The 12174-nt window shown below is 60.1% G+C and carries 17 protein-coding genes; 2 read left to right on the top strand and 15 right to left on the bottom strand.

The genetic code is table 11. The annotated features are described in order from the left end of the window. Window positions 1-267: 267 nt before the first annotated feature. The 7 genes from ispE to ACILSL_RS25565 all read right to left on the bottom strand — a co-directional run bounded on the left by ispE (window position 268) and on the right by ACILSL_RS25565 (window position 5119). Complete coding sequence (gene ispE, locus ACILSL_RS25595) at window positions 268-1116, bottom strand: 4-(cytidine 5'-diphospho)-2-C-methyl-D-erythritol kinase (RefSeq protein ID WP_395734916.1); 849 nt, start codon at window positions 1114-1116, stop codon at window positions 268-270. A gap of 31 nt (window positions 1117-1147) precedes the next feature. Beyond that, the gene (locus tag ACILSL_RS25590) at window positions 1148-1774 is read right to left on the bottom strand and encodes a polyphenol oxidase family protein (protein ID WP_395734915.1); all 627 of its coding nucleotides are present in this window, start codon (window positions 1772-1774) and stop codon (window positions 1148-1150) included. 227 nt (window positions 1775-2001) lie between these two features. Beyond that, window positions 2002-2448 (bottom strand): MarR family winged helix-turn-helix transcriptional regulator, encoded by a 447-nt coding sequence (locus ACILSL_RS25585; RefSeq protein WP_395734914.1) that lies wholly within the window; start codon window positions 2446-2448, stop codon window positions 2002-2004. Window positions 2449-2688: 240 nt separating this feature from the next. Further along, a complete protein-coding gene (locus tag ACILSL_RS25580; RefSeq protein WP_395734913.1) occupies window positions 2689-2907 on the bottom strand; it encodes a hypothetical protein in 219 nt (72 codons plus the stop codon). An 86-nt stretch (window positions 2908-2993) separates the two neighbouring features. Next, window positions 2994-3353 carry a hypothetical protein gene (locus ACILSL_RS25575; RefSeq protein WP_395734912.1) on the bottom strand — a complete coding sequence of 120 codons (360 nt, stop codon included), beginning with the start codon at window positions 3351-3353 and terminating at the stop codon, window positions 2994-2996. Window positions 3354-3778: 425 nt separating this feature from the next. Continuing rightward, on the bottom strand, window positions 3779-4219 hold the full coding sequence (locus ACILSL_RS25570; protein WP_395734911.1) for an MFS transporter: 441 nt from the start codon (window positions 4217-4219) through the stop codon (window positions 3779-3781). 126 nt (window positions 4220-4345) lie between these two features. Further along, a complete protein-coding gene (locus ACILSL_RS25565; protein ID WP_395734910.1) occupies window positions 4346-5119 on the bottom strand; it encodes a formylglycine-generating enzyme family protein in 774 nt (257 codons plus the stop codon). On the opposite strand from ACILSL_RS25565, the gene ACILSL_RS25560 reads away from it, so the two are divergent. Further along, window positions 5118-5522 (top strand): hypothetical protein, encoded by a 405-nt coding sequence (locus ACILSL_RS25560; protein WP_395734909.1) that lies wholly within the window; start codon window positions 5118-5120, stop codon window positions 5520-5522. The two genes, ACILSL_RS25565 and ACILSL_RS25560, sit on opposite strands and share 2 nt — an antisense overlap. 15 nt (window positions 5523-5537) lie before the next feature. Here the strand turns inward: ACILSL_RS25560 and ACILSL_RS25555 are convergent, their stop codons facing one another. From ACILSL_RS25555 to ACILSL_RS25520, 8 genes are all read right to left on the bottom strand, one after another. Then, on the bottom strand, window positions 5538-5840 hold the full coding sequence (locus ACILSL_RS25555; RefSeq protein WP_395734908.1) for a hypothetical protein: 303 nt from the start codon (window positions 5838-5840) through the stop codon (window positions 5538-5540). Further along, window positions 5794-6060, bottom strand: a complete 267-nt coding sequence (locus ACILSL_RS25550; protein ID WP_395734907.1) for a c-type cytochrome domain-containing protein — start codon at window positions 6058-6060, stop codon at window positions 5794-5796. Before ACILSL_RS25550 ends, ACILSL_RS25555 begins: the two co-directional genes overlap by 47 nt. Window positions 6061-6130: 70 nt before the next feature. Beyond that, entirely contained in the window at window positions 6131-6874 is a 744-nt protein-coding gene (locus ACILSL_RS25545) for a tRNA-dihydrouridine synthase family protein (RefSeq protein WP_395734906.1), read from the bottom strand. Then, window positions 6861-7103 (bottom strand): hypothetical protein, encoded by a 243-nt coding sequence (locus ACILSL_RS25540; RefSeq protein ID WP_395734905.1) that lies wholly within the window; start codon window positions 7101-7103, stop codon window positions 6861-6863. The genes ACILSL_RS25545 and ACILSL_RS25540 overlap by 14 nt, the downstream gene beginning before the upstream one ends. 57 nt (window positions 7104-7160) lie before the next feature. Next, window positions 7161-7442, bottom strand: a complete 282-nt coding sequence (locus tag ACILSL_RS25535; protein ID WP_395734904.1) for an iron-containing alcohol dehydrogenase — start codon at window positions 7440-7442, stop codon at window positions 7161-7163. 79 nt (window positions 7443-7521) lie between these two features. Then, window positions 7522-8277, bottom strand: coding sequence for an iron-containing alcohol dehydrogenase (locus ACILSL_RS25530; protein ID WP_395734903.1), 756 nt, complete (start codon window positions 8275-8277; stop codon window positions 7522-7524). Between the two features lie 73 nt (window positions 8278-8350). Next, window positions 8351-9661 carry an aldehyde dehydrogenase family protein gene (locus ACILSL_RS25525; protein WP_395734902.1) on the bottom strand — a complete coding sequence of 437 codons (1311 nt, stop codon included), beginning with the start codon at window positions 9659-9661 and terminating at the stop codon, window positions 8351-8353. A gap of 205 nt (window positions 9662-9866) precedes the next feature. Next, window positions 9867-10850 (bottom strand): lysophospholipid acyltransferase family protein, encoded by a 984-nt coding sequence (locus ACILSL_RS25520; protein ID WP_395734901.1) that lies wholly within the window; start codon window positions 10848-10850, stop codon window positions 9867-9869. Window positions 10851-11024: 174 nt separating this feature from the next. Between ACILSL_RS25520 and ACILSL_RS25515 the strand changes: the two genes are divergently transcribed. Next, entirely contained in the window at window positions 11025-12026 is a 1002-nt protein-coding gene (locus ACILSL_RS25515) for a M20/M25/M40 family metallo-hydrolase (protein ID WP_395734900.1), read from the top strand. Window positions 12027-12174: the final 148 nt, after the last annotated feature.

The following is a 12174-nucleotide window of genomic DNA, read 5'->3' as shown; positions in this document are numbered from 1 at the left end:
CGTTCGAGGTCGGTCAGTGGAGGGAGTTCGGGCATGGGCGGATAAGGAGAACAGTCTTCGGTAAAAATATTTTCATCATTTTTCAACACTCTGCCAACTCCCCCTCACTAACCCCGGTACAGTAAATGCGGGGATTTCAGCCCTCCATAGACTGAGTCTTGAGAGTGATTGGTTGTTGACTCAAAACCCTGCTTCACCGCAGGGCCAAGTTGAGGTTGAACAAACCAGAGGTCGGGCGGAATCGGGAGCCGCCCGGCCTCAATCTTTTCAAGCCGGCAATGCCGCCGCCGTTATGGTGGATTGCACCCAGGACGTCTCGCCGCACCACTCACGGGCTTTGACGGCCAGTTCGGCTGCCTGAGCCGGTGTTTCAGTGATGGCAAACATGGTGCTGCCGGAGCCGGACATCAGGGCGGCGTGCACTTCGCTCTGCTCCAGCAGCCAGGTTTTCAGCGTGGGCAGGAGCAGGTGCTTTTGGAAAACGGGCCGCTCCAGATCGTTTGACATGGCACCCCAGGGGCAGAGCTGCGGTGCGTAAAGAATGCTGGGGATCTCCTTGGAATCGGCCCAGTTCTTGTAGGCCCAGGGGGTGGGGATGGGGAAGGGCGGCTTGATCAGGACCAGCGGCAGCTGCCAGGGAAAATCCACTTCGGTGACCTGTTCTCCGCGTCCTGCTCCGTCAGCCGCGGGGCTGTCGAGAATGAAACAGGGGATGTCAGAGCCGATCTGTGCACCCAGTTCGATCAGCTGCGCCTGCGTCAGCGGCAAGCCCGCGAGTTCATTGGCCCCCATCAGCACCGTGGCTGCATTGCTGCTGCCCCCGCCGAGACCTGCGCCCGCCGGGATCTTTTTCTCCAGATGCATGCGCCAGGAAGACTGCCTGCCGGTGCGGTTTTCAAAGGCACGCAGGGCGCGCATGGCCAGATTGCTTTCATCCAGCGGAACCGTGGGGTCTGAGCAGGTCAGGGTCACATCCGTGCCTTTGCCCAGGTGCTCGATTTCGACCGTGTCGCCCAAGGCCAACCGACACAGGCGCGTGTATTCATGAAAACCGTCCGGCCGTTTGCCGAGAATGCGCAGCCAGAGATTGATTTTGGCGGGGGAATGATAGGTCATCTTGGAACGGGCTGAAGCGGTGGGGGAGTGCTTAGAACTCCGCATTTCGTCTGAAAAGCACGAATTTGCTGCGGAGCCCGCTCAAGGCCGGCCCAGCATCGCCGCCAGCATTCTCCCTGTCCGCCCTTTTTCCATCGCGCAGGAGTAAAACCGCCTCAGGTCCTGGAGGTATAGACAAGTCGGTGCCATGCACCTGCGCGGCGGGCAATGCGCTGGCGTCCAGGGCTTGCTGACGAACCTGTGCGGCGAAGTCGATCTCATACGCAGGCGGGCGGATGCAGGGGCTGAGCTGCACCTGCAGGTCGGCAGGCTCGGTGCCGTAATGCTGCCGCATCTTGGCGATGGCATTGGCGGTGATGCCCAGTTCAGACCCTTTTTTGCCCGAGTGCACCACGCCAAAGGCACCGGTACGCGCATCCGCCAAATAAACCGCGCAGCAGTCGGCGACGTAGATGCCGATGACCAAGCCGCGTGTGTTGGATATAAGACCGTCTGTTCCTGAAATGATTTCACCTGTGGGTGTCGTCAGCACCGCAACCTCCCGCCCATGCACCTGTTCTGCAATGCACAGGGAGGTGTGCTTGAAAAGCCGAGTTCCTCTGCCTGGAGCGGTGCCAGTCCCACAAACCGCTCCACCACGACAGCGCGCTCGTCGCATTCACATCAATATCAGGATGGCGCAGGGTAAAGCGATGCGCAAATCCAGGCAAAGCCGCCAGGGCAGGGAAAGTCATCCAAGGTTGATTGTGATTCATCACCGCAGGCCGTCAAGGCGCGGCCAGAGCATATCTCCCATCCTTCCTATTACTCACAAACAAAGGCGCACGGCGCACGAGACTCGTGCGCCTTTGCAAAAAATGCAGGAACCCAGGATTGTCAGTCAGCTCAGCGAACCGCCGCTGTGTCCAGCGCACGATAGGAGTTCATGAAACTGTCGGCATCTGAGGACGAGGTTTCGCTCATGGCGTCAGCGATTTGATTCTGCAGTTCATCACGCAGGCGGCTGACGAGCTCCAGGCCACGGGAGGTGATGCGAACGAGCACCTTGCGGCGGTCATCCACAGCGTGGGTGCGTTCCATGAGGCCGAGCTTTTCAAGACGGTCCACGAGGCCGGTGGCGGCTGCGGTGGAATGCCCCATCTTGCGGGCGATGTCTGTCATGGTCAGCTCCTTCGACGTAGCGAGGTAGCCGAGCAGGAAGAACTGCGCGAAGGAGATATTGTCCTGGTTCAGCTCACGAGAAAGGTTCAGCAAGAACTCGCGCTGACTGAACAGGATGAAATCTGCCAGCTTGGCGTGGTCTTTGGCGGGGTTTTTGGTTCCGTTAATCATGGGAGGGAATGGCTCCGGGAGCTAGTAGGTATCGAAACAATCTCGAATTATGGGTATTATAACGAATTCCAATGATAGGATCAAGATGAAATCATAGAATCCATAAAGTTTTACCGGTCCAGTGAAATTTCTTATTCGTGAGAGGTTAATGTGGGTGAATTATTATCCATGGAAAGAGATTTCAGGCAAGAACAGAATGCTCAGTTCAAAAAGAGTCCGGTCAATGTCCCTCTTGGGGGCTCACTGGAGTGAGCGCCCTTTCGTCTCGGGTGCGAACCACACCAGCACCATCCCCACTAGGTAGATGCAGGAGAGTACTGAGTAGGCATTGGCGGCGGACTGCACCACGGTGACGGCATCTGTCTTAAACATGGCCGTCAGATTTCCGAGCTGCAGCGCACCAATGGCGGCAATGAGACGGCCGAAGTTGAAGCAGAAGCCCTGCCCGGTGGCGCGCACACTGGTGGGGAAGAGCTCCGGGAAGTAGAGCGGGAAGAAGCCGTAGAAGGAGGCCGTGATGCCGCCCAGCAGGAACGCGGTGGTGATCAGGACATCGGCATGGCATCACCAACAAAGGGCTTGTTGAAACGGAAGAATCCCAGGAAGAGGCGAGCGCGGCGGCGCAGAGCAGGGTATAGGTGACGCGACGCCCCAGTTTGTCGGCGATGGGGCGTGATCAGGGTGGCGAGAATGGCACCGAGGGCGGTGGAGATGACCACAAAATCAATCACTGGCAGGGTGCTGCCTTTAGGCGCAAGATCGGACGCCCAGCGGGCGGCCTGCTGCGCGGAGCCCCAGGTGCCGAGCAAGGCCACAGCAGCCAGAGCGGCACCGATCAACAGGTTCCTCATGATGACGCTGCGGTCAGCCGTCAGCGTGCTGCCGGCGGCATGTGCGCGGTGCATATACTCGCGTACGGGGTGCAGGTAGCCCCAAAGAGCAATGGCAAGACCACCCAGCGTCATGCCACCAGCCAGCTCGAGATCCCCGAGGGCGCCAGGGCGACCACATAAAGGTGATGACCAGGGCCGCCACGCAGGCGATCAGCACGCCCACGATCCATCGTGGCCCAGTGGAGGTGCTGCCGGCCTTCTTTTCCTCCTCCCATTTGTGGGATTCAGGGACAAAGACGAGGATGAAGAAATTACGATGGCGGGAAGGGCGCTGCTGACGGCAATGAAGCGCCACGCACGGTTGTGCAGAAGGTACTCGGTGTTCTCAGGAGACAGACCCATGGCATGAATCCAGCCGGTGACGACGTCCAGGCTGGCGTTCAGCTGCCAACTGATGAGGCCGGTGAGGAGGAAGCCAATGTTTGAAGCCGCACCGATCATGCCGGCGATCCAGGCGCGGTTCTTGTTCCCCCAGATTTCATTGACCAAGGCAACCCCCAGCGCCCACTCACCACCCATGCCGAGGGAGGCACGAAGCGCAGACCGGCGAAGTGCCATGCCTCGGTCACGAAGGCGCAGAGCCCGCTGAAGATGGCGTAGGTGAAGATGGCCAAGGTCATGGCCTTCACGCGTCCGAGCTTGTCTCCCAGCCAGCCGAAGAGCACGCCGCCGGTGGCCGCCCCCACAAGGAAGACGGCGATGATCACCGTGAACCACTGGGTCTGCACAATGGCGCTCGCCTGCGGCAGCAGATCCTGCAACGCCGGCTTGCCGATCAGCGGAAACAAACCAATTTCAAAGCCGTCAAAGAGCCAGCCGAGGAATGCGGCGATCAGTGCGGCCATGGCACCATTGTTGGAGGATTTGGGCTGGGTCATGAGTGTGTCAGTGGGGAGTTTTGAGGTGAGAGTGGCAGGCTTGAACGTATCGGGGAGTCGTGGGTGATCAAAAAACAGGCCGCTGGGGAGCAGCGGCCTGTTTGAGATCAGAGGAAAAACATGTCGTTATTCTTTGGCGACACCGTTGTTCCAGGCGGCGAACATCTCTTCCACCGTGGGGATTTCCAGAGGGCGCACGATGCGGAAGCCGAGCCAGGTGGCGTCTGTGAGGTACCAGATGCTCTTCGGCAGCTGGGGGTCCTGCTGCTTCCACAGCGGGTCGGAGGCCTTGCGGGCGGAGCTGCGGAGAAGTTCCGGATCGTCGTCATAAGTGCCGCCACGAGCGACATGCGGGTAAGGGGTCTTGGAACGCACCCAGTCGTTGCCGAGAATCGAGGTGGCAGGTGTCGTCGGGGTGTATTGATCGAGGCACCACTCGCAGACGTTGCCGTAGATGTCGTAGAGGCCCCAGGGATTGGGCTTCTTCAGGCCGATCTTCGCATACTGGAAGTTCGGGGCGTTGTCGAAGTACCAAGCGTAGTCTTTGAGCTGCGCCTTGTCGTCGCCGAAGAAATAAGCGGTCTTGGTGCCGGCACGGGCGGCATATTCCCACTCGGCCTCAGTCGGCAGGCGGTAGAACTGGCCGGTCTGGGCGCTGAGCCACTGGCAGTACTTGTTGGCGGCGTGCTGCGTCATGCAGATGGCCGGATAGCGGTCACGGCCCATGCCGAAGTCCATGGGCTGATACGGAGGAGTTGGCTGGGAGATCAGATCTTCCGGCTTGTCGGTTGGCTTCCACACCTGGCGGGAGCCGTCTTTGGCGGGACCGATGCTGGTGAGCTGGAAGGGCTCGTACTCGTCCCAGGTCACTTCGTATTTGCCCATCCAGAAGGGCTTCATGGTCTTCTTCACCCGGGCCTGGCATCGCCTGCGGATGCAACTTTTCGCTGTCGGGGCTGCCCATGGTGAATTCACCGCTCTTGATCACCACCATGCTGAAGGGGATGCCGGTCTTGGGAATCTTGGAGTCATAGGGCTTCATCTCCGCCTCTTTCTTCTCCTTGGAGGTCTGCACGATGAAGGCGTGAATTTTCTTCACCAGTTCCAGGTTGTCCGGGTTGGCCGAAGCCGGGCCCTTCTTTTCCTTCGCGGTCAGCTTGAGGTCTTCAGGCCATGGCGCGCCTTGCAGGACCCAGAGGCGGAGGAAATTGATGTCTTCCTTGCTCAGAGGACCACCGCTCTTCGGCGGCATCAAATCGTCGTCATCAGCGGCCAGCGTGGTCACATGATAGATCGCGCTTGAGGTCAAAGGGCAGGATCATGTTGGGGCGTTTTCACCGGTGCTGAAGGCTTCCTTCTTCGTGGTGATGATCCAGTCGCCCTTGGCCTTGTCGGCATTGTGACAGGAGACGCAATTCTGCTCCAGGATCGGCTGGATGTGCTTTTCAAATTTGATGCGCGGGGTCTGCTCCAGCACCACGCCCTCGGGCCACTCAGCGCCCTGCTCGATCCAGGTCTTGATCACTTCGATCTGCGACTTCCAGCGCCTTCTTCTCAAGGGCATGGCCATGTCTTCATCGGCACCGAGCAGCAGCGTGGTGTAGATGGCGCTCTTCTTCAAATCGCCGGAGGCGTGAGGCCGGGCCGTTTTCATTGCCCTTCTTGATGTCTTCCAGCGTGTGCATGCGGAAGTCACCTTTGTCCTCTTTCTCGCCGTGGCAGTGGGTGCAGGCGCCTTCGAGCAGAGGCTTGATCTGCTTGTTGAAATCAATCTTCTCCGCAGCGCCAAGAAACGCGGGAGCCAGGGCCAGGAGTGGAAGGAGTGTTCGGGGAGAAAACATGGGTGCGGGCGATAGCATAGGCTTGGGCGGATGTCCAATGCGAGGAAAACCATTGGAAATTACGCCGGGATCAGGCCTCAAACGCCCGCTGGCACACCTCCATGACATGGCACGCGTGGTGAAGGGGCGCATGGCGCTGAGGAAGCCCTCGGCATCGGCCCAATTTACAGGCGAAGAAACTGGTGTTTTTGATACGGTTCACCATGTCCAGCTCGCGGGTGTTCGGCAGCGTCACACACTCGTAAAGCTCTTCCACGTAGCGCAGGCGGTCGGCGGGGGTGGGTTGGAAGACGGGCTGGCCATGCACATGCTGGCGGATCTGGTCAAACATCCACGGATTACGGATGGCTCCGCGCCCCAGCATGAGGCCGCGCACGCCGGTCTGCTGCGTCACCTCGGCGGCATCCACGTGGGAGCTGATGTTGCCGTTTGCCAGCACGGGGCAGGGGAGGCTGGAGGTGGCCTGACCGATGAGGTCGTAGCGCACGCCTTCGCGATACATCTGCAGCACCGTGCGACCATGAATGGTGACGAGGTCCACACCATGCTTCGCAAACAGCGGCACCAGGGCGTCGATGGTCTCGGTGTCGTCGAAGCCAAGGCGTGTCTTGACCGTGAACTTGATGGAGATGGCCTCGCGCAGCGCACCCAGAATACCCTCGATGCGCGGCACATCGCGCAGCAGACCGCCGCCCGCGCATTTCTTGTACACGATGGGTGCCGGGCAGCCGAGATTCAAATCCACTGCCGCGATGTTGTAGTGCTGCAGTTCCTTGGCATTGCGAACGAGGGATGGGATGTCATTCCCGATCATCTGCGCGATGGCGGGTTTGCCCGTGGGATTGTGAATCAGCGAGGCGAGGATCGGTTTGTCTCAGATGCGAGTCCGCAGTCCACGCCAAAGTCTCGTAATACACATCCGCCCCGCCGTAGCGCGCCATGAGCCGCCAGAACTCCAGGTCCGTGACATCCTGCATCGGTGCCAGCGCCAGGAGAGGCTCAGACCGTGCCAGCAGGGCATCCAGATGTTCGGTGGGATTCACAACCGTCTCTTAAACACGGATGTCGAAAGGAGTCACGAGCTTTAGATCGCGAGTGCGTTACAACGCCGAGCGGTATAGCTCCACAAAATCGCGGCCGTTTGGCAGGCGCGGATTGAACTGCGCAGTCCACTGCTTGGCGTCCAGTTCGGCGAGGTCATGCAGGTGCTCTTCCTTCACCCCGTATTCGGCAATGTTGCGGGGCATGCGGGCTTCCCAGAGGAGTTCGCTCACGCGGTCGGCCAGGTCGCCGTCGAAGTAACTTTTGTAGATGGCGGCAATCTCGGGGTCCTGCGAATTGAAGCGGATCACGTGCGGCATCATCACGCCCACGGCTGCCATGGACGACGTGAAACTGGGCGGTGAGCGGATTGGCGCAGGAGTGGGCGGCACCGAGCATGCTGTTCTCAATGGGCGGATGTCACCATGCGCGGCACCGAGGTTGCATCATGCCGCGTGCTTCCCGGGTCTTTCGGATCATGTTTTGCTGGCTGAAGCCGCTGTGGCAGAGGCGGAAGCCTTCACGGGAGTAGAGGGATGAAAACGCATTCCGCTTGTTCGTCACGGCGGTTTCCAGTGCGTGCGTCAGCGCATCCATGCCGGTGCAAACGGTCACTCGGTGCGGCTGGGAAACGGTGAGTTCGGAATCGAGGATGGCCACCTTCGCGGCGGCTTTGGGATCACCGCAGGCCATTTTCACGTGCGTCACTGCATCGGAGATCAGCGCAAAACTCTGGCACTCGCTGCCCGTGCCGGAGGTGGTCGGGATGGCGATGATCGGCAGCATTGGCTTGGTGGCCTTGCCCACGCCCCAGTAGTCTTGAATGCGGCCGCCGTTGGTCAGGATGAAATTGCAGCCCTTCGCGGTGTCCATGCTGCTGCCACCGCCGAGACCGATGATGATGTCCGCCTTGAACTCACGCGCCACGGCCACGCAGGCGGCGACATCTTCCGTGCTGGGATTTTCACGCTGGCAAACACCGTGCTGCACGGCTGACGCATCAATGAGGAAGGAGACGGCGCGAGTCACGTAGCCCGCTTTCACAATGCCTGGATCGCTCACCACCAGTGCGCGTGTGCCGCCGAGGCCGCTCGCCAGCTCGCCCACTCGCGCGAGCGTGCCGTTGCCATAGATGAGCCGTGTGCGTGGCTGGTGGTCGAAGGGTGCGAGGGACATGCAGTTCGTGATTGGAGTATGACACCAGAAGGCGGAACGATGGATCGAACCGCCTTCTGACAGGATGACGAACTCAAGCGCAGTCGATCGAGCGGCGCTTGTAAAGGAACTCGAACATGTTGCCTTCGTGCGGCTGGTCCCAGCTGATCTTCATCGTGCTGATCGGCCCGATGTTGAGGCGGTCGATGTCGCCGCACTCGAGGAGGTCGTTGATGAAGGCGGGATCCTGGGTGATGGCGGTGACGATGAGAGAGTAGCCGATGCGGCCCAGCACTTCGCCCTGCGGCACTTCCAGCACGCTGGCGTAAGGGCAGAGGAATTCGCGGTTGGCCAGCGGGTGCTTGTTGTCGGAGCACCAGATGATGGTGGGGCGCAGGAAGGTGCCGCCCTGGAATTCCACCTTGCGTGGCCCATTGCGGAACTGCGCAGTGACGTCTTCGGCGCCGGGAGTCTGCAGGTCGTTGTCGATGGCGCTGTCGATGTAGTCGGCCATCTTCACGTTCGCAAAGCCTGCGAGGCGTGCATTTTCGTCCTCAGGCGTGGTGGGTCCCACAGGGCCCAGGCGTTCAGCGAGAGCAGTGGCGATTTCCTTGCCGTACTTAGGCACGATGATGGCGGAGGCATTGATGCAGGAGCGGCCGCCGTTGTCGCTGATGGAGGCCACCATGACATCCAGGTAGTCCTTCCAGTTTTCGATCTTGTCTTCACCGATGATGATCTTGCTCCAGCCCGGGCCATGCACCTGCACGGCTGGGTTGCCCTCATACATCTTCGCCATGGCCACGTCACCAAAGACAAGGTTGCGCCCGCTGAGCTTCACCACTTCGCCGCTGCCTTCGTGGTCGGTCGGGTAGAAGCCGAAGGCTTCAGGCGGTGCACCTGCAGCGATGAAAGCCTGGATGAGACGATACGGTGTCCACGGCTCTTCGCGGCCCGGCTTGATGACCACCGGAATTTTGAGCGCGATGGCGGGCAGCCAGAGGGAATTCACCGCAGGCGAATTGCTCGGCATCACCAGACCAAGGGACTTGGTGGTGGGGAAATAGGAGACAGGGCAGCCGGACTGCGTGCCAAAGCCACGGTCAATGACGCTCAGATCCAGGCCGCGAGTGAGGCCGTTGAGGATCATCTTCATGTTCGTCAGCGCAAAGTGCAGCTTGGCCATGTTGCGCTTCACCATGACGTGAGGCAGGCCGCTGGTGCGGGAAAGGGTGGCGATGTATTCTTCCGGCGTCTGCGTGTGGCCTTTGTCTCCCAGCGGCAGGGTGCCATTGAGGAAGAGTTCGCCTGCCTTGGCGGTGATTTCGATGAGCTGCTCCACCGTGAATTTCTTCAGCGCGGCGCGTGCTTCACTGATCTTCGCGAGATCCTTGCGCGTCTGCAAGCGTTCTGTGTTCGGCGCACACCTCGCCGGTTTTGTCTTTGACCTGAGCCTTGTCGAGCGACTCATAGGGGCGGCCTTTGCGGAGAGCTGGAAGATGGGGAATGGACATTGGCGGGTTGGTTTTTGGAAGGTGTGAGGGTTACGAGCGCCGATCACACTGGGCAATGGAAAAACAGGCGCATACGGCGATCTCTTTCAGCGACCTTTACTCCGCCTGCGGCTGCGGACGCAGGGCTTCGGGAATCATCTGGATGAGGGCTTCGCTGAGATTGGAATAATATGGGTAGTCCGGGTGCGGCACGCTCAGTTCGCCCACCGGGCGGTAGCGCCACTGCTTGTACATCCAGAGCCAGCATTCGGGGTGCTTGCGGATCTCGGCCTCAAATAGGTCCCAGATGCGCTGCGTCACTTCACGCGTGTCGTCCTCCGGCTTGGGTTCGATGGCCTCAAAGAGATGGGCCTCATAGCGGCCATCCGGCAGCGGGCGGCACACGCCGGTGATGACGGCAAGACCGAGCCGCTTCGCCAGCTCCACATGCAGGGTCGGCACGGACGTCCACAGGCCGTAGCACTGGATCGCCGTCGCGGCCCTGCCGGGGGCGATGCTCAGGTCCGTCAGCAGTCCCGCGTGTCCTTTGCGCTTGAGCGCCTTCATCAGCTTGATCATCGCATTGTCCTGCGAGATGAAGGTGTGGCCTGACTGCTCCCGCAGCCTCCTGAAAAGATGCGTGATGGCCGGGTTCTTAAAATCCTGCGCCACCACCGTGAAGGGAAAGCCGCGAAAGCCCCAGATCTGGCTGATGAGTTCAAAATTACCGTAATGCGGCGTCACCCACACCGCGCCATTTTCACGGGCTTTTTCTTCAGCGGCTGCGTCAGTGATGATGTCGAAATGCGGCTTCCAGTTCTCCGCATTGAGCTGGGGGGACCAGAACAGATCCACGAAGGTGCGCGCAAACACCTGATAGGATTTGCAGGCAATCTGCCGCCTCTCTGCGGGGGAGTATTGATCGCCAAAAGCGCAGCGCAGATTGTCCAGCGCCGTGGCGCGTCCGCGGGCGTCCAGCCAGTAGGCCAGCCTGCCGAGCACACGTGACAACACCATGAGCAGGTGGCGCGGCAGTCGTGGCAGCAGCCACACGGCCAGATCCAGCAGCATGATCTCAAGGGAATATCGGAGCTTCTTCACAAAGGGTATAAGGGGGACGATTCGTGTTACGACGGCGCATGCCTGCGATCAACCACAAAGCCTTGTCATGACAGCAGCCACAGGCCGCGTACATCCAGGCGGCCGCCTCGAAGAAAATTCGAAGCTGCTTCACGTGGCGTTTGGTGTTTGCATAAATTCGCTTTAGGATGGCGCATGCCAGCCACCAATCTCAACAACATTCTCAAGCGACTCCTCAAGCAGCCGACGGCCCCGTTTCATGAATACCATGTCCGTGCGGAGATCGAGGCGCTGCTCAAAGACTGTCCGCATGTGAAGTTGAAGCATGACAAGTTTGGCAACCTGCTGGCCACCTACAAGAACGGCAAGTCCAAGAGCAAGCCCACCTGGGTGCTCGGTGCGCACATGGACCACCCCGCCTTCATCAAGCCACCCGGCAGCACCAAGCGTGACGAATGGGATTTCCTCGGCGGCGTCGGCAAGCTCGAAGTCGAGGCCGGTGTGAAGCGCGGCCTGCGCAAGGCCAAGGGGCAGATCGCCACCTGGAACTTTCCGGTGAACATCACCAACACCCGTATTGAAGCCACCGCCTGTGATGACATCATCGGCTGCGCGGCCATCGTGATGACCTTTCTCGAACTGGCCCGCCTGAACATCCAGACCACCGTGCATGCGGCCTTCACCCGTGCGGAAGAAGTGGGCTGGCTCGGAGCCTGGCATCTCGCGCAGAAATGGCCCTTTGGTGCCGACAGCGTTTTCCTTTCCCTCGAAACCAGCCGTCCCGTTAACGGTGCCGTCATGGGCGGTGGTCCGATCCTGCGTGTGGGAGATCGTGTTTCCATTTTCGACAGCGAGGCTGTGGCCGTGCTGGTAACCACCGCCAAAGAGCAGGGGATACGTGTGCAACGCTGCCTGCTGGATGCTGGTGCCTGCGAAGCCACCGCCACCCAGGCCTCAGGCATTCGCAGCGCGGGCATCTCCATCCCGCTGGGCAACTACCACAACCTGAACGACTCCCGTCAGATCGCTCCGGAGTATGTGATGATGGACGATTTGAAGTCGCTGATCGACCTCCTCAAAGCTCTCGTCGCAACCAAGCACGACGGCATCGGTGAGCGCACCATCCGCGAACGCGTGGAACTGCGCCTGCAGGAGCATGCCGACCATCTGGCGGCAGGATCGAAGCTTTTTAAGTAAGGCCCAAGTTGGGAGAGCGGGCTCTCCGAGCCCCCCCCCAGCGCCCTAGGAGCGCGGACTTTAGTCCGCAGCACTCCGAGTTCACCCAATACCTCCTTACTTTCTTCCAATATCGCAGATCCAGCATGCCATGCTGTTTGCAGCCTGC

It is taken from the genome of Prosthecobacter sp. (genome assembly GCF_044222345.1).
In the GTDB taxonomy this organism is placed as follows: domain Bacteria; phylum Verrucomicrobiota; class Verrucomicrobiia; order Verrucomicrobiales; family Verrucomicrobiaceae; genus Prosthecobacter.
Note: the sequence above shows the minus strand (reverse complement) of the source record. Positions and strands in the feature narration are given on the sequence as shown.